Here is a 19,253-nt window from a genome sequence, read left to right as displayed (position 1 = left end):
GGTTCAAAGGGGCACCCGCATCGACAACCGCCTCTGCGGCTGCGGGATTTGGGAAGGTGCTTCGGCCGCACGACCCGGGGGACGGCCCGAGACGAACGATCTGGGTACTCCGGGCGGCGCGGCGAAGTGTGACGTTCCCGGCGCCGCCCGGAGAGACTTGCGGTGTGTGCCTACGCCGTACCGGTGAGGTGCTCCGGACGGACCGGCGTGCGGTTGAGCTCCAGCCCGGTCGCCGCGCGGATGGCCGCGAGCACGGCCGGCGTGGACGACAGGGTGGGGGCCTCGCCGATGCCGCGCAGCCCGTACGGGGCGTGGTCGTCGGCGAGTTCGAGCACATCGACCGGGATGATCGGCGTGTCGAGGATCGTGGGGAGCAGGTAGTCCGTGAAGGACGGGTTCCTGACCTTCGCGGTGACAGGATCGACGACGATCTCCTCCATCACCGCGATGCCCATGCCCTGCAGGGTGCCGCCCTGGATCTGGCCGAGGACGGACAGCGGGTTGAGGGCCTTGCCGACGTCCTGGGCGCAGGCCAGCTCGATCACCTTGACCAGGCCCAGCTCGGTGTCCACCTCGACGACCGCGCGGTGCGCGGCGAAGGAGTACTGGACGTGGCCGTTGCCCTGGCCGGTGCGCAGGTCGAAGGGCTCGGTCGGACGGTGCCGCCACTCGGCCTCCACCTCGACGGACTCCCCTTCGAGGACGTCCGCCAGGTCGGCGAGGACCTCGCCGCCGTCGGTGACGACCTTGCCGCCCTCCAGCAGCAGCTCGGCGGTGGCCCAGGCGGGGTGGTAGGAGCCGAACTTGCGGCGCCCGATCTGCAGGACCTTCTCCCGGACGAGCTCGCAGGAGTTCTTCACGGCGCCGCCGGTGACGTACGTCTGACGCGACGCGGAGGTCGAACCGGCGCTGCCCACCTGGGTGTCGGCGGGGTGGATGGTGACCTGGGTGACGCCCAGCTCGGTGCGGGCGATCTGCGCGTGGACGGTGACTCCGCCCTGGCCGACCTCCGCCATCGCGGTGTGCACGGTCGCGACCGGCTCGCCGCCCACGACCTCCATGCGCACCTTGGCGGTGGAGTAGTCGTCGAAGCCCTCGGAGAAGCCGACGTTCTTGATGCCGACCGCGTAGCCGACACCGCGGACGACGCCTTCGCCGTGCGTGGTGTTGGACAGGCCGCCCGGCAGCTGCCGTACGTCCGCGCCTTCGCTGGACTCCCACTGGCGCTCCGGCGGCATGGGCATCGCCTTGACGCGGCGCAGCAGTTCGGCGACCGGGGCCGGGGAGTCGACGGGCTGGCCCGTCGGCATGAGCGTGCCCTGCTCCATGGCGTTGAGCTGCCGGAACTCCACCGGGTCCATGCCGAGCTTCGCCGCCAGCTTGTCCATCTGCGCCTCGTAGGCGAAGCACGCCTGGACCGCGCCGAAGCCGCGCATGGCGCCGCAGGGCGGGTTGTTGGTGTAGAGGGCGACGGCCTCGATGTCCACGTCGTCGATCACGTACGGGCCGACGGACAGGGAGGAGGCGTTGCCGACGACCGCCGGGGAGGCCGACGCGTAGGCGCCGCCGTCCAGGACGATCCGGCACTTCATGTGCGTGAGCTTGCCGTCCTTGGTGGCGCCGTGCTCGTAGCTGAGCTTCGCCGGGTGGCGGTGGACGTGCCCGAAGAAGGACTCGAAGCGGTTGTAGACGATCTTGACCGGCTTGCCGGTGCGCAGCGCCAGCAGACAGGCGTGGATCTGCATCGACAGGTCCTCACGCCCGCCGAACGCGCCGCCGACGCCGGCCAGCGTCATCCGCACCTTCTCCTCGGGCAGGCCGAGGACGGGGGCGATCTGGCGCAGGTCGGAGTGGAGCCACTGGGTGGCGATGTAGAGGTGGACGCCGCCGTCCTCCTCCGGCACCGCGAGACCGGACTCGGGGCCGAGGAAGGCCTGGTCCTGCATGCCGAAGGTGTACTCGCCCCGGACGATGACATCGGCCCGCTTCGCGGCCTCGTCGGCGTTGCCGCGGACGATCGGCTGGCGGTGCACGATGTTCGGGTGCGGGACATGGCCGCTGTGGTGGTCGTCGCGGCCCTCGTGGACGAGGATCGCGTCCGGCGCGGTCGCGGAGGCCTCGTCGGTGATGACCGGCAGGTCGCGGTACTCGACGTGGATCTTCGCGGCGGCGCGGCGCGCGGTCTCCGGGTGGTCGGCGGCGACGATCGCCACCGGCTCGCCGTGGTGACGCACCTTGCCGTGGGCGAGGACCGGGGTGTCCTGGATCTCCAGGCCGTAGTTCTTCACGTCGGTCGGCAGGTCGTCGTAGGTCATGACGGCGTACACGCCCGGCATGGCGAGGGCCTGGCTCGTGTCGATGGACACGATCTCGGCGTGGGCGACCGTGGAGCGCAGGATCTGGCCCCAGAGCATGTCCTCGTGCCACATGTCGGACGAGTACGCGAACTCGCCGGTGACCTTGAGGGTGCCGTCCGGGCGGAGCGTGGACTCGCCGATGCCGCCCTTGGTCGGGGAGCCCTGGGTGACCTTGGTGGGAGCACCAAGGGGAGCGCCGTTGCTGGGCATCGTCAGACCGCCTCTCCCTGCCGGGCGGCCGCGAGGCGGACCGCGTCCATGATCTTCTCGTAGCCCGTGCAGCGGCACAGGTTGCCCGAGAGCGCCTCACGGATGTCCGCGTCGCTCGGGTTGGGGTTGCGCTCCAGCATCTCGTCGGCCGCGACCAGCAGACCCGGGGTGCAGAAGCCGCACTGGACGGCGCCGGCGTCGATGAACGCCTGCTGGATCGGGGAGAGCTCGGTGCCCTCGCCGGTGTGCGAGTCCTGGCCCTTGGCCTGCCAGCCCTTGGCCTCGTCGACCGAGGTGCCACAGGCACCGGTGGCGCAGCCGCCGTGCTCGGCGCGCTGCTTGGCGAAGTCCGCGAGCCCCTCGACGGTCACGACCTCCCGGCCCTCGGCCTGACCGGCGGCGACCAGACACGCACACACCGGGACGCCGTCCAGGCGGACCGTGCAGGAGCCGCACTCGCCCTGCTCACAGGCGTTCTTGGAACCGGGCAGGCCCAGCCGCTCGCGCAGGACGTAGAGCAGGGACTCGCCCTCCCACACGTCGTCGGCTTCCTGCGGACGTCCGTTGACAGTGAAGTTGACACGCATCAGGCGACTCCCTCCGTGCGGGCGGCGGTGCCGCGGTAGGACTCCCAGGTCCAGGTCAGCGTGCGGCGGGCCATGATGCCGACCGCGTGGCGGCGGTAGCTCGCCGTGCCCCGGACGTCGTCGATCGGGTTGCAGGCGGCGGCGCACAGGTCCGCGAACTGCTTGGCGACCGACGGGGTGATGATCTTGCCGTTGTCCCAGAAGCCGCCCTCTTCCAGCGCGGCGTTCAGGAACTCCTCGGCGGCCTTGGCCCGCACCGGCGTGGGCGCGGCCGAGCCGATGCCGGTCCGGACGGTCCGCGTCCGCGGGTGCAGCGCGAGCCCGAAGGCGCACACCGCGATGACCATGGCGTTGCGCGTGCCCACCTTGGAGTACTGCTGGGGCCCGTCCGCCTTCTGGATGTGCACCGCGCGGATCAGCTCGTCCGGCGCGAGCGCGTTGCGCTTCACTCCGGTGTAGAACGCGTCGATCGGGATCCGGCGGCTTCCGCGCACCGACTCGACCTCGACCTCGGCGCCCGCCGCGAGGAGCGCGGGGTGGGCGTCGCCGGCCGGGGAGGCGGTGCCGAGGTTGCCGCCGACGCCGCCGCGGTTGCGGATCTGCGGGGAGGCGACCGTGTGCGAGGCGAGGGCGAGACCCGGCAGCTCGGCGCGGAGGTTCTCCATGATCCTCGTGTACGGGACGGAGGCGCCGAGCCGTACGCTCTCCTCGCCGACCTCCCATTCGTAGAGGTCGCCGATGCGAGTGAGGTCGAGGAGGTACTCGGGCCGGCGGTGGTCGAAGTTGATCTCGACCATCACATCGGTGCCACCCGCAATCGGCACAGCGGTGGGGTGCGCTGCCTTCGCGGCGAGCGCCTCCTCCCAGCTGGCGGGGCGAAGGAAGTCCATGACCGGCTCTCTTCTTCGTCTCAGTGCTCTTGGAAGTCGTACAGATTGAGCCAATCCGTGTGCGGCGGGCGCGGCTCGTTCACGTGCTGTTAACGCGGAGTGGTGTCAGTACACCGCCCCGTCCTCCCACGGGGTCAGTCACGGAAACCATGAAGGAGTTGGCTGGCCAGGGTGGTCATCTTGTAGATTCGTATGAACGGAGGTCATCAGCAACCTCCTGGTTTTCCTCTGGAAACGTGAGGCACACACCACGTGACCTGGCACACAGCCGAATCGTGACCCCTGACCCGGCGTGTGTCACCCACCGGCCCGCCGGACGGGCCCGAGACCTCACCCCTCCACCCAGATCCATCGTAGATTTCGAGACAAGGAACGGCGGCGACGAGAATGCGGCTGCGCGCACTGCTGGACACCGACGCGCTGGGCCTCAGGCTGCTCGGCGGCGAAGAGGAACTCGACCGCACCGTCCGTGGCGTGATGACCACGGACCTGCGGGACCCCAGCCGCTACCTGTCGGGCGGTGAGCTGGTCCTCACCGGCCTGGCCTGGCGCCGGGACGCCGACGACTCGGAGCCGTTCGTGCGGATCCTCGCGCAGGCGGGGGTGGCCGCCCTCGCGGCCGGGGAGGCCGAGCTCGGCGATGTGCCCGAGGACCTGGTGACGGCCTGCGCCCGGCACCGGCTGCCGCTGTTCGGCGTGCACGAGTCGGTGGCCTTCGCGACGATCACCGAGCATGTCGTACGGCAGGTCTCCGGGGAGCGGGCCGGGGACCTCGCGGCGGTCGTGGACCGGCACCGGCGCATGATGACCTCGGGGCCCGCGGGGGGCGGTCCGGACGTCGTCCTGGACCTGCTGGGCTCGGACCTGGACCTGCGCGCCTGGGTGCTGTCCCCCACCGGACGGCTGATCGCCGGGTCGAAGGTGGGCGGCCCGGTCCTGGCCGCCGACCTGTGCGCCAAGCTCGCCGCCGAGCACCTGGCCGCCGCCCGCACCGGCCGGCGCGGCCCGCACCGGATCGTGCTGGACTCCACCCCGTACTCCCTGTTCCCGGTCCGCAGCACCGGCCGCTCCCCGCAGGCCTCGCGGGACGTGCGCGAGACGGTGCTGTCGGACTGGCTGCTGGCCGTGGAGGCGGACGCCGGGGACTGGCCCGAGGAGCGGCTGGACCTGCTCCAGGGGGTCACCCAGCTGATCGCCGTCGAGCGGGACCGCCGGGACGCGGCCCGCACGGTGCGCCGCCGGCTGGCGCAGGAGGTCCTGGAGCTGGTCCAGACGGGCGCCGCGCCCGCCGAGATCGCGGCCCGGCTGAGGGTGGCCGCACCGGTGCTGCTGCCCGGGCTGGGCGCGGCCCCGCACTGGCAGGTCGTGGTGGCCCGGGTGGAGTGGGAGGGCGGTGCGGTGGAGGGCGGCCCGGTGGCCCAGTCGCTGCTGGAGGAGATCCTGGTCGACCCGCTGACCACCGGTCCGGAGCCCTCCGACCGCATCGCGGTGGCACACACGGGCGACGAGGCGATCGCGCTGGTCCCGCTGCCCGCCGTCTCCTCCGAGCACGACGGCTCCGAGACGGGCCTGCTCGCCGACCAGCTCCTGGAGTCGGTCCGTGACCCGCTCTCGGCGGGCCTCGACGACGACGGCCGGGTCACGCTCGGCGTCAGCGCGGCGGTGCACTCCGCCGAGGGGCTGCGCGGGGCGCTGGAGGAGGCGCGGCACGCCCGCCGGGTCGCGGCCGCGCGGCCGGGGCGGGTGTGCGCGGCGGGGCATCAGGAGCTGGCCTCGCACGTGCTGCTGCTGCCGTTCGTCCCGGACGACGTGCGGCGCGCCTTCACCGCGCGCCTGCTGGATCCCCTGCGGGACTACGACCGCCGGCACCGCGCCGAGCTGATCCCGACGCTGGAGGCGTTCCTGGACTGCGACGGCTCCTGGACGCGGTGCGCGACCCGGCTGCACCTCCATGTCAACACACTGCGCTACCGGGTGGGGCGAATCGAGCAGTTGACGAGCCGGGACCTGTCCCGGCTGGAGGACAAGCTCGATTTCTTCCTGGCGCTGCGGATGAGCTGAGGTGGCGCGGGCATACCCCTGGTGGGGTCGCGGTCCCACGACTTTGTGAAATCCTTCACCTACCCTCTTGGCCTGTGTGGGCCGCAGATGCTGAAATGCGGCCACCACTCAAAGCTCAAGGGCGTGCTCGGGGAGGGCAACGTGGCGCATACCGCCATGTCTGGTAACGGAACGACCGCCGGTGACGATCCACTCCAGACCGCGGTATGGCGCTTGCGCTCGCGGGCCTGCTGGGCCGACGCGGCGGCCCTGCTGCGGCCCGAGACCCCGGCGGCCGCGCTGCAACGGGCGTCGCTGCTGGTGGAGCGGTGTCTGTACACCGAGCAGGGCTGGGAGGACGCGGAGGACGCGCTGCGTACGGCGGAGGCCGCGGCGCACACCGACGAGGAGCGCGGGGCGGCCGCTTGTGAACGGGGGCACCTTGCCTACGCCGCCACACTGCACACGGTCCGGGACCGGGCGGACGAGGCGCGGGCGGCGCTGGGGCGGGCGGCGGCACTGATCCCGCCGGGGGCGCCGGGCCGGGCGCTGCTGGACTTCCGGCGGGGTCTGCTGGCGGAGAACCTGGCGCACTCGCCGCAGGCGGCGCGGGCGGCCTACCGCCGGGCGCACGCGGCGGCGACGGCCCACCCGGATCCACTCCTGCTGTCGTTCACCTGGCGCCATCTGGCCGGACTCGCCCTGCGCGAGGGCGAGTTGGCGGAGGCGCGGCACGGCTTCGCCGAATCCCTGCGGATCCGCGAGGAGTTGGGCTACCTGGTGGGCACGGCCCCCGCGCTGGCCTCACTGGCGGACACCGAGCCCGAACCGGAAGCCTCCCGCCTCCGCGAGGAGGCCCGCCGCCTGTTCCGCCTCCTGGGCGGCGTCCCGACCTGGCTCGCCCGCCACTTGACGACCCCACCGACAACGGACGCGGCAACGGCCTGACACGTCCGGCAGATCAACCCGCCCAGCAGCGCCGCCCGTTCGACCGCGACGGCGGGCGGGGCGGGGCGGGCGGGGAGCACCGGCGGCGACGCGATGCCGGGCGGCTACGAGGCCCCGGCGATGGGCTCGCCCGGAAGGGCCGGGGCACTTCACGCACCGGGCAGCGCCGCCCGTTCGGCCGCGACTGCGGTCACGGCGGGGCGGGCGGCGATGCCGGGACGCCCGGGGGCGCCTACGAGCCCTCCGCGGAGTGCTCGGCCAGCAGGGCCCTGGCCATGCACGCGCCCACCAGCACCGGCCGTGGCCGGGCTACGAGGTCGCCGTGAAGTGTTCGGCTGTCAGGGTTCGCACCGTGTCCAGGTCTCGGGCGATCAGCGCGTCCAGCAGGGCCGTGTGTTCGGCCGCGTCGGTGATCAGGTCGCCGCGGCCGCGGCCGGGCTGGGGGCCGACCAGGGGCCACTGGGCGCGGCGGTGCAACTCCCCGGCGATGTGGACCAGTTGCTCATTACCGGACAGGGACAGCACCGCCGCGTGGAAGGCGCGGTCCGATTCGGCGTACGTCGCCCGGCAGCCGCTGGAGGCGGCCCGTACCGTCGCCTCCGCGAGCGGGCGCAGGCCGGCCCAGCGTTCGGGCGGGACCGTGCGGGCCAGCCGGAGCAGCACCGGGACCTCGATCAGGGCGCGCACCTCGGCCAGTTCAACCAGCTCCCGGGCGCCGCGCTCGACCACCCGGAAGCCCCGGTTGGGCACGACCTCCACGGCCCCTTCCAGGGCCAGTTGCTGCATCGCCTCACGGACCGGCGTGGCGGAGACACCGAACCGCTCGCCGAGCGCGGGGGCCGAGTACACCTGTCCCGGCGTCAACTCCCCCGCCATCAGCGCCCGGCGCAGCGCGTCGAGGATCTGCCCGCGCACCGAGGACCGCTGCACGACCGCCCGAGGGCGCGGCAGCAAAGGCTCGCTGTGGGTGTGTTCGCCCCGCGCCACGTCCGCGGCGCCGGGCTGGACGGGCACCCGGGCCTCGCCCCGGACCCGCGCGATCCCCGGCGTCCCCGCGGCCCGCGCCTCGGCGGAGCCCTGCGCACCCTGGTTCACGGGCTCCTCCTGCGGACGTGTCGGTCTTGGGGTCATTACGGCGGGTTGTTACTCATCCGTCAAGCACCATAAGCGCACCGGCCGCCAGTTCAAATCCAAGCGATCTTGGGTAAGGTAAGGCTTACCTGAAAACCGCACTGAGTCGGGAGTCCCGGATGCCTGTGCCCCGTTCGGCCACCACGGACGCGTACACGCGGCTCACCGAGGTCCTCCCGTCACTGCGGGTGACCGAACTGGACACCGCGGACCCCACCCCGACCGGCTCCGGCTGGGTCACCGCCGCCGAGCTGGCCGCCGGGGGCGCCCCCCTCGACGCCTTCCTGGCCTGGGACGACGAGCAGGTCTGGCGCGACTACGCACAGCGGGCCCGCCCTGACGTCACCGCCGGCTTCGGACTGCACCGCTACGCCTGGCCCGCCTGCCTGCTGATCACCGTCCCCTGGTTCCTGCACCGCCGCGTCCCCCGCCTGCCCGTGACGCATGTCTCCTACGACCGCACCACCCCCGACTTCCCCATCGGCCGGATGGCGGTCCGCCCGACCGCCGGCTTCGCCTGTCTGCCCGGCGACCCGGCGGCCGGTCTCCCGGGCGCCCGGGTGGTCCCCCACGAGGAGGCCCTGCGCGCCGAGGTCCGCACCGCCGTGGCCGAGCACCTCGAACCCGTCCTCGCCGGCTTCGGCCCGCGCATGCGCCGCCGCGGCCGCGCCCTGTGGGGCATGGCGACCGACGAGATCGTCGAGAGCCTGTGGTACGTCGGACAGCTCCTCGGTGAGGAGGAGCGCGCCATGCGGGAGCTGGAGCTGCTGCTGCCGGGCTCGACCAAGCCGTACGCCGGTTCCGCCGCCTTCCGCGTGCTGACCGGGCCGGACGGGAAGCCGCTGTCCACCCGGGACCGGGTGAGCTGCTGCATGTTCTACACCCTGCGCCCCGAGGACACCTGCGCCACCTGCCCGCGCACCTGCGACACCGAGCGCGTCAGCAGGCTGCTGGCCACGGCGAGTTGACCCGGCGCGGGGCACGAGCACCCCGCCGGTTCCCGTAAGATCAACCCCGCGGACCGCCCGCGGGGTTTCAGGTGTTTCACAACTTCCTCACTCGTCGCAGGAACTTTCCGTGGAACCACCCGTGCGGGTAGTCTTATTCGAACTCAACTCCCGCCCCTCACGCGGCAGTTCGAGCAGAACGCCGCCCTGGGCATCCCCTTGCACTTCCTTGGCGGCCTCTTGCCCCGAAACCCCCTGAGGGCCGGTGGGATTGGGCCACTATGGCGGGCGTTACGCCCTATCCCAATGCAAGGGACCCCAGATGAGACTGACCGACATATCGCTGAACTGGTTGCTTCCGGGCGCCGTACTGCTCCTGGGCACGCTGGCGGCGATGGCGGTGCTCACGCGCGGAAAGCGCTCCTCGGGGAAGGACACGAGTGCGGACGACTCGTGGGAGCGCAGCGAAGAGCGCCGCAGGCGCAAGGAGGCCATATACGGCACCGTCTCCTATGTGCTCCTGTTCTGCTGTGCCGCGGTGGCCGCGGCGCTCTCCTTCCACGGCCTGGTCGGATTCGGCGAGGAGAACCTCGGCCTCACCGGCGGCTGGCAGTACCTGGTCCCGTTCGGCCTGGACGGAGCCGCGATGTTCTGCTCCGTGCTGGCGGTGCGCGAGGCGAGCCACGGTGACGCGGCTCTCGGCTCCCGGATACTCGTATGGACGTTCGCGTTCGCCGCGGCCTGGTTCAACTGGGTGCACGCGCCCCGGGGGGTCGGCCATGACGGCGCCCCGCACTTCTTCGCGGGCATGTCCCTGTCCGCGGCGGTGCTCTTCGACCGGGCGCTGAAGCAGACCCGCCGGGCCGCCCTGCGCGAGCAGGGCCTGGTGCCGAGGCCGCTGCCGCAGATCCGCATGGTCCGCTGGCTGCGGGCGCCCCGGGAGACCTACAGGGCCTGGTCCCTGATGCTCCTGGAGGGTGTGCGCAGCCTGGACGAGGCGGTCGAGGAGGTGCGCGAGGACAAGCTGAAGAAGGACGAGCAGCGCAGGCGGCGCCGCGAGGCGCAGCGCGTGGAGCGTGCCCAGCTCAAGGCCATCAGCCGCGGCCACCGCGGGTTCGTCGGCCGGGGCGGCGGACGCCAGGTGGAGGTGGAGGTCCAGGCCGTGGAGCGCGGCGGCTCCGACCGGGTCACCGCGGAGCCTGCCATATCGTCGCCGGAGCAGCTGCCCGTACGCTCGCGTCCCTCACTTCAGCCCGCCCGCACCGGTTCTGAGCCGGTGACCGTCGACCTCACCGCGGAGGACGACACCATGGCCCTGCCGCGGCTGGACTCCCTGGAGCGCAAGCTCAAGGAGATGGAGCAGCAGTTCGGCTGAAAACCGCTCTCCTCGGACGAGCCACGGGAGGGGGTGCGGCGTCAGGTCGTACCCCCTCTCGTCGTCGTGCGGGCCGCCGTTCAGGCGGCCTCCGCGTCGAGCTCGAACCACACCGCCTTGCCCACGCCGTGCGGTCGCACGCCCCACGCGTCCGCGAGGGACTCCACCAGCGCCAGGCCCCTGCCGTGCGTACCGTCGTCGGCGTCCGGTACGCACACCCTGGGCCGGTGCGCCACGAAGTCCCGTACCTCCACCCGCAGTCCACACGGTCCCAGAGTGGCGGTCAGGACCGCGTCATGGTCGGTGTGGACGAGTGCGTTGGTGACGAGTTCGCTGGTCAGCAGCTCCGCTATCTCCGATCGTCCCGGCCTGCCCCAGTGCCGCAGCAGCTCGCGCAGTTCCCTGCGCGTCTCGGGCACCGCCCTGAGGTCGGCGCGCCCCAGTCTGCGGCTGAGCCGGCACATCGGTGCCGGTTCCCCGCCGCCGTCGCCCTTGTCCTGAGCCGTGTCCGTCGGGAAGGCCCCGATCGCTACGGGACCGACCCCTCGTACCTGCCTCTTCATGACCCCCCGCCCGCGTGCCGATGTGGTTCCCTCCTGCTCGAACACGTTCACGGGATCCATGCCCCGTCGGGCACGGGGCAGTCATGTCGAATCGTCAACGACCAGGCGTTCGGCCACAAAGGGGGCGGCACGCGAGCGGCGGTACGGGGTGCGTGGGCCGCCCTCCCGACCCCCGTGGCGAGAGGGCGGCCCGGTTCCCCCCGGCGCCACCGCGGTCAGTACAGCTTGTTGACCGCCTTGGTGGTGGTCTTCTTGAAGGCGGACACCGGAGCGTCCGAGAAGTCGCCCAGCTGCGACCAGTCCACGACGGTGACGGTCCGGCCGTCCCGGCCGACGGAGAGCAGCCGGATGTCGGTGGCGCCCCAGGTGGTCTCGGTGTGCAGACCGTGCACGCGGGCGCCCTCCTCGACCGGCAGCGAGCCGTAGGACTTGTACGTGGCCTCGATCTCGGGGTCGGCCTCGATCCGTTCGGCGCAGGCCTTGAACTCCTTGTTCAGGCTGCTCGCCAGCGCCTTGGCCTTGGCGGCGGTGCCGACGACGATCGTCAGCTGCCGGGCGCTGGTGTCGAGGTCGGTGTGGAAGGGGCGGTACCGGGAGTCGTAGGCGAGCAGCGCCTCCTCCAGGCAGAACCGCATCTCGTCCGGGACTCCGTCGGTGACCTTGCCGGCGGTCCAGGTCGCGGAGGGGTGCGGCGGGAGCTGGGAAGCGGACAGGAAGCGGGGCGCGCTCGCCGTCTTCGACGCGGCTCCCGCGGGTACGGTGAGGGCCGCGCCGACGGTGAGGCCGGCGACGGCGAGTACGGTGATGGCGCCTGCTCGGGTGCGCTTGGGCATGAGTGTCCCCCGTGGGTGAGTATGGGTGCGGGTCGTCGTCACCGCGCCGCCGGCTGGTCGGTCCGGCCGTCGTCGGTGCGACACCTCGAGCATCAGCGGTCACAGGACCCGGACGCAACAGGGGACGCGGCTTTCCCCGGGGTGGAACCATCCCAGGCCGTCTGACGTGCAGGTACATGGGGTGCCTGGGATGCCGTCCCGGGCGGGAGAACACGGGGGAAGGGTGTCGGCACAGGACGACGTCGAGGAGTTCGCCGCACTGCTGCGGCGGTTCAAGGAGCGGACCGATCGCAGTTACGGCTCGCTGGCCCGTCGGCTGGGCATGAACACCTCCACGCTGCACCGCTACTGCGCCGGTGAGGCGGTCCCCCAGGACTTCGCCCCGGTGGAGCGCTTCGCCGCACTGTGCGGGGCGTCGGCGGAGGAGCGGATGGAGTTGCACCGGCGCTGGCTGCTCGCGGTGGCGGCCCGGCAGCGGCCCCGGGGCACGGCGGCACCGCAGACTCCTGCGGAGCAGGCACCCGTGAACGCGACACCCGACCCGGCGCCCGAGGACCCGACTCCGGAACCGGCGCGCGAGAAGGGCACGCTCGACCCGGCGCCCATGAACCCGACGTCCGCCCCGGCACCCGAGAACCCGACTCCGGAAGCGGCCCCCGAGCACGCGACACCCGGCCCGGCGCCCATGAACCCGACGTCCGACGCGACGTCCACCCCGGCGCCCGATGACGCGACTTCCACCCCGGCGCCCGTGAACCCCGCGTCCCACCGGGCTCCCGACGACGCGACTGAGGAACCCACGCCCGTCCCGTCGGGCCGTCCCTGGTACCGCCGTCGGCGGAGCGCGGTCGCCGCGGCCGTGGTCTCGGTGCTCCTCGTCACCCTGGGCACCCTCTCCGCGCTGGACACCGGCCCGGACTCCACCGTGAGCGACCGGCCCCAGGGCGCGGGCAAGCCCCGTACGACCGCACCCGCCACGACGTCGAAGAGCCCGTCCCCCAGGTCCCCGAGCCCCTCGGCCACCGGCGCCTCCCCCTCCGGATCTCCGACGGTGAAGCCCTCGCGGCCCGCCGCGGAGAAGAGCAGCGGCGCACCCTCCGCGCAGGGCGAGCCGAAGGAGGGTGTGCCGCTCACCTGGACCGCGGACTCGCACGTCTGGTCGGAGGGGTGCGGGCACGACTACGTCATCGGCGAGCCGCCCGCGCGGGTGCCGCCGCCGCCCGCCCCGCAGGACGCCAGGGTGTGGGCCGGGGCGCAGGGCGCGGTGCACGGGCGGGAGACCATGGTGCGGATCTCGGTGCAGGGGCGGACGTCCACGGCGGTGATCCTGGAGGCCCTGCGGGTCCGGGTGACCGGCCGCGCGGCGCCCGTCGAGGGCAACGCCTACGCCATGGACCAGGGCTGCGGCGGGGCGCTGACCCCGCGTTACTTCGACGTCGACCTGGACCAGGACCGGCCGATCGCCCGCCCGGTGGACGGCAATGACGCGGGTACCACGATCCCGGCGATGCGCCTGCCCTACCGGGTCTCCGCCGAGGACCCCGAGGTCCTGCTCGTCACCGCCCGTACCGAGGGCTGCGACTGCCGCTGGTACCTGGAACTCGACTGGTCCTCCCAGGGCCGCACCGGCACCATCCGCATCGACGACCGCGGCACCCCGCTGCGCACGACGGGCATCAAGGGCCTGCCCCGGTACGCGTACGACACCTCGGCGCGCGAGTGGGGGCCGTACGCCCCCTAAGGCCGGGGCACGTTGCGGAGGTTGGAGCGGGCCATCTGGAGCATGCGGCCCACTCCGCCGTCCAGGACGATCTTGGAGGCGGACAGGGCGAAGCCGGTGACCATGTCGGCCTTGATCTTCGGCGGGATGGACAGGGCGTTGGGGTCGGTGACGATGTCGACGAGGGCCGGGCCCTTGTGCCTGAAGGCGTCCTTGAGGGCGCCCGCGAGCTGCTTGGGCTTCTCCACGCGTACGCCGTAGGCGCCGCAGGCCTGGGCGACGGCCGCGAAGTCGGGGTTCTTGTTCGTGGTGCCGTACGACGGGAGCCCGGCGACCAGCATCTCCAACTCGACCATGCCGAGCGAGGAGTTGTTGAACAGGACCACCTTCACCGACAGGTCGTACTGGACCAGCGTGAGGAAGTCGCCCATCAGCATGGAGAATCCGCCGTCGCCGGACATCGACACCACCTGGCGGCGGCGGTCGGTGAACTGGGCGCCGATCGCCATGGGCAGCGCGTTCGCCATCGAGCCGTGGGAGAAGGAGCCGATGACCCGGCGGCGGCCGTTCGGGGTGAGGTAGCGGGCGGCCCAGACGTTGCACATGCCGGTGTCGACCGTGAACACCGCGTCGTCGGCGGCGATCTCGTCCAGCACCGCGGCCACGTACTCCGGGTGGATCGGGACGTGCTTGTCCACCTTCCGGGTGTACGCCTTGACGACCCCCTCCAGCGCGTCGGCGTGCTTCTTGAGCATCTTGTCGAGGAAGCGCCGGTTCTTCTTGGTCCGCACCCGCGGGATCAGGCAGCGCAGGGTCTCGCGCACGTCGCCCCACACCGCGAGGTCCAACTTGCTCCGGCGGCCGAGGTGTTCGGGCCGGACGTCGACCTGGGCGATCTTGACGTCGTCGGGCAGGAAGGCGTTGTACGGGAAGTCGGTGCCGAGCAGGATCAGCAGATCGCACTCGTGGGTGGCCTCGTAGGCGGCGCCGTAGCCGAGGAGTCCGCTCATGCCGACGTCGAAGGGGTTGTCGTACTGGATCCATTCCTTGCCCCGCAGGGCGTGTCCCACCGGGGACTTGATCTTCTCGGCGAACTCCATGACCTCCGCGTGCGCGCCCGCCGTGCCGCTGCCGCAGAACAGGGTGACCTTGTCGGCAGCGTCGATCAGCCGGACCAGCTTGTCGATCTCCTCGTCGCCGGGGCGGACCGTGGGCCGGGTGGTGACCAGGGCCGTCTCGACCGCCTTGTCGGGGGCGGGCCGGTCGGCGATGTCGCCGGGCAGGGAGACAACGCTGACGCCGGAGCGGCCGACCGCGTGCTGGATGGCGGTCTGGAGCAGCCGGGGCATCTGCTGCGGGCTGGAGATCATCTCGCTGTAGTGGCTGCATTCGCGGAACAGCCGGTCCGGGTGGGTCTCCTGGAAGTAGCCGAGGCCGATCTCGCTGGAGGGGATGTGCGAGGCGAGGGCGAGGACGGGGGCCATGGAGCGGTGGGCGTCGTAGAGGCCGTTGATCAGGTGCAGGTTGCCGGGGCCGCAGGAGCCCGCGCAGGCGGTCAGCTTCCCGGTGATCTGGGCCTCCGCCCCGGCGGCGAAGGCGGCGGTCTCCTCGTGCCGTACATGCACCCAGTCGATGCCGGAGTTGCGGCGTACGGCGTCCACGACGGGGTTGAGGCTGTCGCCGACCACGCCGTACAGGCGCTCGACCCCGGCGCGGACGAGGATGTCGACGAACTGCTCCGCGACGTTCTGCTTGGCCATGGCTGCGCGTACCCCTTCGAATCGCCTGCTCCGGGTTCCATTGGAGGCACAGGGGCGCGTGGTTCGCTCGGTCAGTTCTCCCAGACGGCGGCGGCCGTACGGTCGTCGGCGTAGCCCTTGACGCGGACCTGGGTGTCGGCGAGGAACGCGGCGAGCCCCGGCGGGGTGGGGGCGGACCACCGGTCGGTCAGATGGCGGACGAGGTCCGCCTCGCCGCGCAGGGGTTCGGCGAGGCCACCGGTGCACATCAGGAGCGTGTCGCCCGGACGGGCGACCGAGGCCCGGAAACGGAACGGCTCGCGGGGTGGTTCCGGGGCGGGCTCGTAGGGGCTCGGGGGCCTGGGGATGCCCAGGTCCATGGTGAGCCGGTCGCCCTCGGGGGTCTCGGACGGCGGCGAGCCGAAGCCCACCACGGGCTCGCCCACGACGTCCGTGACCCGCGGCTCGATGTCCTGCCACTCGCCGTCCCGCAGCCGGAACAGCCCTCCGGCGCCGACGCCGAAGAAGACGCGGGTACGGCACTCGGGGTCGGCGGGGAGCAGCAGGCAGCGCAGGGTGGCGGCGTACTCCTCCGGGTCCACGCCCAGTTCGGCCGCGCTGGCGCGGAGCTTGCCGAGGCTGCGGGCGGTCAGCCGGTGCAGTCCGGACTTCAGGTCGCCGCGGCGGGCGGCGCGGATGTCCTCGGCGAGGCGGGCGTGGCTGCGGCCGACGGCCCTGCCGATCCAGTGGCAGGCCTCGGCGGCGGCGCGGTGGGCGCCGGGGGTGGCCCGGGCGCCGGTGGCCATGGCGACCAGGACGAGCGCGGTGTCGCCGGTGCCGAAGCGGGCGGTGAGGAGGGAGTCGCGGCGGGGTTCGCCGCGGTAGCGGGCGGAGTCGCCGCGGACGGAGGCGGCGCGCAGGGTGCAGGTGCCGTACTGGGCGCCGTCGAGGACGGTGTCGGCGACCAGGTCGTCCAGGTCGTCGGGGTCCGCGGGCGGGAGGGCGGTGGGTTCGGGCTCGTAGGTGGGCGGGCCGGAGCCCACGTATGCGACGGTCGGTGGGGCCGGGTCGGCGGTGACCGGGGGTGCCGTCACCATCACCGTCGGCGGTGGCTGCGGCGGTTCGGAGGGGGCCCGTTGCTTGTTCACCGTGGTCGACGCCGAGGCGAACCGGTCGTCCAGGGAATCCGGGGCGGCCGCGGGACCCGTGTCCTCGGTCCTGTCGTCGTACAGCTCCATCCACCAGTCGTCGTCCCGACCGGTGGGCCTTCCCCCCTGCTGGCTCATGCCCCTAATTGTCCACCGCCGGGGCCGGATGAAAACGGGGCATCCCGAAAATCGGGTGAAGCACAGAACGCGGGTGCGACCTCCGCGCGCCCGGGCGGCGACCGGTCCGCAAGCGCTGACCTGCGGGTCCGCCCGGGCTCCTGCACTCTGGTCAGATGGGAGTGGCGGACACCCTGCTGGTCGGCATGGTCATCCTGCTCGGCCTGTGCGGAGTGCTGGCGCCCGGCGTACCGGGGTCGTGGCTGGTATGGGCCGCGATCATGTGGTGGGCGCTGCAGGACCCGCGGCCGGTGGCGTGGTGGCTGCTGGTCGGGACGACCATCGCCCTGTTCCTGTCCCAGGTGGTGCGCTGGGCCCTGCCGCCCCGGCGGCTGCGGGCGAGCGGCGCCACCCGCCGGATGGGCGTGTGGGCCGGGGCGGGCGCGTTGCTCGGGTTCTTCCTGATCCCCGTGGTCGGCGCGATCCCCGGCTTCATGGCCGGTATCTACCTGGAGGAACGCCGGCGCCTGGGCCGGCACGCGGAGGCCCGGGCGGCCCTGCGCACGGCGATGCGGTCGGGGGGCTCCAGCGTGCTGGCGGAGCTGTTCACCTGTCTGCTGATCGCGGGGGCGTGGCTGGGCGTGGTGATCTGGGGGTGAACTCAGCGCGCCGAGGGCTCCGGTCCGGTGGTGCCTGCCACCGCGAGTGCCCCTTCCAGGGTCAGCAGTGCCGTCTTGCGGTCCAGGCCGCCCGCGTAGCCGGTCAGGGTGCCGTTGGCGCCGATCACCCGGTGGCAGGGGCGGAGGATCAGCAGCGGGTTGGCGCCGATCGCGCCGCCGACGGCCCGGACGGCCGCCCGGGGAGCGCCGATCCGCGCGGCGATCTCGCCGTACGTGGTGGTCCCGCCGTAGGGCACGGTGTCCAGGGCCTCCCACACCCTCGCGCGGAACGCGGTGCCCTCGGCGCGCAGCGGCAGCCGGAACTCCTTCAGCTCCCCCGCGAAGTAGGCGGTGAGCTGCTCCTGGGCGTCCCGGAAGGCGTCCGGCTCGTGCCGCCAGCCCTCCTGGACGCTCCGGCCGCCCTTCTGGCCGGGCACGGACAGTGAGGTGAGAGCACCGCTCACGGGGTCGGCGGTGACCAGCAGGGGGCCCACGGGGCTGTCCAGGTTCGTCCACAAGGTGGTCATCGGGCTTGCTCCAACTCCCCTGCTGCGCGCAGGTGTTGCCAGGCGTACGAGCGCCAGGGGCGCCAGCTGTCGGGGACGTCGGCGCCGGGCGGCGCGACGTCCGGGTCACCGAGGGCGCGGGTGCGCACCACGGCGACGGTACGGGCATCGAGGCCGGGCAGGGCGAGCAGCGCCCGCTCGGCGTCGTCCCGGTCGGCGCCCGCGTCCAGGCGTACGGCGCCGTCGGCGAGGGCGGCCGTGAGCGCGCCCAGGGGGCCGTGCGGCTCCGCCCCGGCCAGGACGGCCGGTTCCGGGAAGAGGTGGGTGAGGCTGCCGCAGGGCGCGTCCAGCGCCTTGCCGTACGCGTGCACCAGCCGCTCGGCAGCGGCGGTCCCCACCAGCGCCCGTACGGCGAGTTCCTCGGGGTCGGCGGCCCCGGGCGAGCGCAGGCCCGGGCGGGCGGCGATCAGGGGGGCGAGCCGGGCGTCGGCGCCGAGCCGCTCGTCCACGGCGTAGGGGTCGGCGTCGAGGTCGAACAGGCGGCGCAGTCGCTGGACGGCGGTGGTGAGGTCGCGGGGGTCGGTGAGGTGGAGCCGGGCGTCGAGCCAGCCGCCGGGGTGGGTCCCGGTGCCGGGTGCGCTGCCGCCGGGCCGCTCGTCGACGGCGACGATGCCCGTGCCGTGCGGCAGCCGCAGGGTACGGCGGTAGGTGCGCCGGCCGGGGGTGCCGCTCACCTCCTCCACGCCGGGCACGGCCTCGGCCTGGAGCAGGTCGAAGACGGCGCCGGACCGGTAGGGGCCGCGGTGGGCGAGCCGGAGCGGGATTCCGGCGGTCGGGGTGCCGCCGCGCCGGGCGGACCGGGCGGCCTCGGCGCGCAGGGCACTCGGGGTCCGGGCGTAGACCGCCCGCATGGTGTCGTTGAACTGCCGCACACTGGCGAATCCGGCGGCGAAGGCGATCTCGGTGATCGGCAGATCGGTGGTCTGGCACAGGACGCGCGCGGTGTGCGCCCGCTGGGCGCGGGCCAGCGCGACCGGGCCCGCGCCGAGCTCGCCGGTCAGCTGGCGCTGCACCTGCCGGGGGCTGTAGCCGAGCCGGCCGGCGAGCCCGGCGACGCCCTCCCGGTCGACGACGCCGTCGCCGATCAGCCGCATGGCCCGGCCGACGACGTCCGCGCGGACGTTCCACTCGGCCGAGCCGGGCGCCGCGTCCGGCCGGCACCGCCGGCAGGCCCGGAAACCCGCGCCCTGCGCGGCGGCGGCGGTCGCGAAGAAGCGGACGTTGCGGCGCTTGGGGGTGACGGCGGGGCAGCTGGGCCGGCAGTAGATGCCGGTGGTCTCGACGGCGAAGAAGAACTCGCCGTCGAACCGGGCGTCCCGGCTGCACACGGCCTCGTACCTGGTGTCTTCGTCCATCACGCGTCCCAGTCTCCGGCAGTCACCGGGACAGGGCCAGCGGGATTCGGACGTGACGGTCGGTGCGG

General features: G+C 73.1%; 16 protein-coding genes. 6 read left to right on the top strand and 10 right to left on the bottom strand.

Annotated features, from left to right (window positions below; all coding sequences use genetic code 11):
- Positions 1–170: 170 nt before the first annotated feature.
- Genes ACWD11_RS27805 through ACWD11_RS27795 form a run of 3 tightly spaced genes read right to left on the bottom strand, consistent with a single transcriptional unit; the run spans position 171 to position 4,044 of the window.
- Positions 171–2,567 (bottom strand): xanthine dehydrogenase family protein molybdopterin-binding subunit, encoded by a 2,397-nt coding sequence (locus tag ACWD11_RS27805; protein ID WP_389420502.1) that lies wholly within the window; start codon positions 2,565–2,567, stop codon positions 171–173.
- A gap of 2 nt (positions 2,568–2,569) precedes the next feature.
- Entirely contained in the window at positions 2,570–3,154 is a 585-nt protein-coding gene (locus tag ACWD11_RS27800; RefSeq protein ID WP_389420501.1) for a (2Fe-2S)-binding protein, read from the bottom strand.
- Positions 3,154–4,044, bottom strand: coding sequence for an FAD binding domain-containing protein (locus ACWD11_RS27795; RefSeq protein WP_389420500.1), 891 nt, complete (start codon positions 4,042–4,044; stop codon positions 3,154–3,156). Before ACWD11_RS27795 ends, ACWD11_RS27800 begins: the two co-directional genes overlap by 1 nt.
- Before the next feature lie 387 nt (positions 4,045–4,431).
- Between ACWD11_RS27795 and ACWD11_RS27790 the strand changes: the two genes are divergently transcribed.
- Positions 4,432–6,105 carry a PucR family transcriptional regulator gene (locus tag ACWD11_RS27790; protein WP_389420499.1) on the top strand — a complete coding sequence of 558 codons (1,674 nt, stop codon included), beginning with the start codon at positions 4,432–4,434 and terminating at the stop codon, positions 6,103–6,105.
- A 156-nt stretch (positions 6,106–6,261) separates the two neighbouring features.
- Positions 6,262–7,032 (top strand): hypothetical protein, encoded by a 771-nt coding sequence (locus tag ACWD11_RS27785; protein WP_389420498.1) that lies wholly within the window; start codon positions 6,262–6,264, stop codon positions 7,030–7,032.
- A 309-nt stretch (positions 7,033–7,341) separates the two neighbouring features.
- Here ACWD11_RS27785 and ACWD11_RS27780 read toward each other — a convergent pair whose 3' ends face one another.
- On the bottom strand, positions 7,342–8,127 hold the full coding sequence (locus tag ACWD11_RS27780) for a GntR family transcriptional regulator (protein ID WP_451286243.1): 786 nt from the start codon (positions 8,125–8,127) through the stop codon (positions 7,342–7,344).
- Positions 8,128–8,282: 155 nt separating this feature from the next.
- Here ACWD11_RS27780 and ACWD11_RS27775 point away from each other — a divergent pair, with 155 nt between their 5' ends.
- Both ACWD11_RS27775 and ACWD11_RS27770 read left to right on the top strand, forming a co-directional pair.
- Positions 8,283–9,131, top strand: a complete 849-nt coding sequence (locus ACWD11_RS27775) for a (2Fe-2S)-binding protein (RefSeq protein WP_451286241.1) — start codon at positions 8,283–8,285, stop codon at positions 9,129–9,131.
- Between the two features lie 301 nt (positions 9,132–9,432).
- On the top strand, positions 9,433–10,485 hold the full coding sequence (locus ACWD11_RS27770; protein WP_389420495.1) for a DUF2637 domain-containing protein: 1,053 nt from the start codon (positions 9,433–9,435) through the stop codon (positions 10,483–10,485).
- 80 nt (positions 10,486–10,565) lie between these two features.
- Here ACWD11_RS27770 and ACWD11_RS27765 read toward each other — a convergent pair whose 3' ends face one another.
- Both ACWD11_RS27765 and ACWD11_RS27760 read right to left on the bottom strand, forming a co-directional pair.
- The gene (locus tag ACWD11_RS27765) at positions 10,566–10,949 is read right to left on the bottom strand and encodes an ATP-binding protein (protein ID WP_389420599.1); all 384 of its coding nucleotides are present in this window, start codon (positions 10,947–10,949) and stop codon (positions 10,566–10,568) included.
- Positions 10,950–11,263: 314 nt separating this feature from the next.
- Positions 11,264–11,881 (bottom strand): hypothetical protein, encoded by a 618-nt coding sequence (locus ACWD11_RS27760; RefSeq protein ID WP_389420494.1) that lies wholly within the window; start codon positions 11,879–11,881, stop codon positions 11,264–11,266.
- 190 nt (positions 11,882–12,071) lie between these two features.
- Between ACWD11_RS27760 and ACWD11_RS27755 the strand changes: the two genes are divergently transcribed.
- Complete coding sequence (locus tag ACWD11_RS27755) at positions 12,072–13,622, top strand: helix-turn-helix domain-containing protein (protein WP_451286239.1); 1,551 nt, start codon at positions 12,072–12,074, stop codon at positions 13,620–13,622.
- Here ACWD11_RS27755 and ACWD11_RS27750 read toward each other — a convergent pair.
- A complete protein-coding gene (locus ACWD11_RS27750) occupies positions 13,619–15,361 on the bottom strand; it encodes a pyruvate dehydrogenase (RefSeq protein WP_451286237.1) in 1,743 nt (580 codons plus the stop codon). The genes ACWD11_RS27755 and ACWD11_RS27750 overlap by 4 nt on opposite strands.
- 71 nt (positions 15,362–15,432) lie before the next feature.
- Positions 15,433–16,626 carry a PP2C family serine/threonine-protein phosphatase gene (locus ACWD11_RS27745; RefSeq protein WP_451286235.1) on the bottom strand — a complete coding sequence of 398 codons (1,194 nt, stop codon included), beginning with the start codon at positions 16,624–16,626 and terminating at the stop codon, positions 15,433–15,435.
- A 155-nt stretch (positions 16,627–16,781) separates the two neighbouring features.
- On the opposite strand from ACWD11_RS27745, the gene ACWD11_RS27740 reads away from it, so the two are divergent.
- Positions 16,782–17,264: a DUF456 domain-containing protein gene (locus ACWD11_RS27740; RefSeq protein ID WP_389420490.1), complete on the top strand. Its 483-nt coding sequence runs from the start codon at positions 16,782–16,784 to the stop codon at positions 17,262–17,264.
- Between the two features lie 2 nt (positions 17,265–17,266).
- On the opposite strand, the gene ACWD11_RS27735 is transcribed toward ACWD11_RS27740, so the two are convergent.
- Both ACWD11_RS27735 and ACWD11_RS27730 read right to left on the bottom strand, forming a co-directional pair.
- Entirely contained in the window at positions 17,267–17,791 is a 525-nt protein-coding gene (locus tag ACWD11_RS27735) for a methylated-DNA--[protein]-cysteine S-methyltransferase (RefSeq protein WP_451286233.1), read from the bottom strand.
- A complete protein-coding gene (locus tag ACWD11_RS27730) occupies positions 17,788–19,185 on the bottom strand; it encodes a DNA-3-methyladenine glycosylase 2 family protein (protein WP_389420598.1) in 1,398 nt (465 codons plus the stop codon). Before ACWD11_RS27730 ends, ACWD11_RS27735 begins: the two co-directional genes overlap by 4 nt.
- Positions 19,186–19,253: the final 68 nt, after the last annotated feature.

Source organism: Streptomyces sp. NPDC002776, assembly GCF_053592195.1.
Note: the sequence above shows the minus strand (reverse complement) of the source record. Positions and strands in the feature narration are given on the sequence as shown.

Coding starts and splice junctions, on each gene's coding strand:
- ACWD11_RS27805 (WP_389420502.1), bottom strand. CDS start 2,567: ATGCCCAGCAACGGCGCTCCCCTTGGTGCTCCCACCAAGGTCACCCAG.
- ACWD11_RS27800 (WP_389420501.1), bottom strand. CDS start 3,154: ATGCGTGTCAACTTCACTGTCAACGGACGTCCGCAGGAAGCCGACGAC.
- ACWD11_RS27795 (WP_389420500.1), bottom strand. CDS start 4,044: ATGGACTTCCTTCGCCCCGCCAGCTGGGAGGAGGCGCTCGCCGCGAAG.
- ACWD11_RS27790 (WP_389420499.1), top strand. CDS start 4,432: ATGCGGCTGCGCGCACTGCTGGACACCGACGCGCTGGGCCTCAGGCTG.
- ACWD11_RS27785 (WP_389420498.1), top strand. CDS start 6,262: ATGTCTGGTAACGGAACGACCGCCGGTGACGATCCACTCCAGACCGCG.
- ACWD11_RS27775 (WP_451286241.1), top strand. CDS start 8,283: ATGCCTGTGCCCCGTTCGGCCACCACGGACGCGTACACGCGGCTCACC.
- ACWD11_RS27770 (WP_389420495.1), top strand. CDS start 9,433: ATGAGACTGACCGACATATCGCTGAACTGGTTGCTTCCGGGCGCCGTA.
- ACWD11_RS27765 (WP_389420599.1), bottom strand. CDS start 10,949: ATGTGCCGGCTCAGCCGCAGACTGGGGCGCGCCGACCTCAGGGCGGTG.
- ACWD11_RS27760 (WP_389420494.1), bottom strand. CDS start 11,881: ATGCCCAAGCGCACCCGAGCAGGCGCCATCACCGTACTCGCCGTCGCC.
- ACWD11_RS27755 (WP_451286239.1), top strand. CDS start 12,072: ATGCCGTCCCGGGCGGGAGAACACGGGGGAAGGGTGTCGGCACAGGAC.
- ACWD11_RS27750 (WP_451286237.1), bottom strand. CDS start 15,361: ATGGCCAAGCAGAACGTCGCGGAGCAGTTCGTCGACATCCTCGTCCGC.
- ACWD11_RS27745 (WP_451286235.1), bottom strand. CDS start 16,626: ATGAGCCAGCAGGGGGGAAGGCCCACCGGTCGGGACGACGACTGGTGG.
- ACWD11_RS27740 (WP_389420490.1), top strand. CDS start 16,782: ATGGGAGTGGCGGACACCCTGCTGGTCGGCATGGTCATCCTGCTCGGC.
- ACWD11_RS27735 (WP_451286233.1), bottom strand. CDS start 17,791: ATGACCACCTTGTGGACGAACCTGGACAGCCCCGTGGGCCCCCTGCTG.
- ACWD11_RS27730 (WP_389420598.1), bottom strand. CDS start 19,185: ATGGACGAAGACACCAGGTACGAGGCCGTGTGCAGCCGGGACGCCCGG.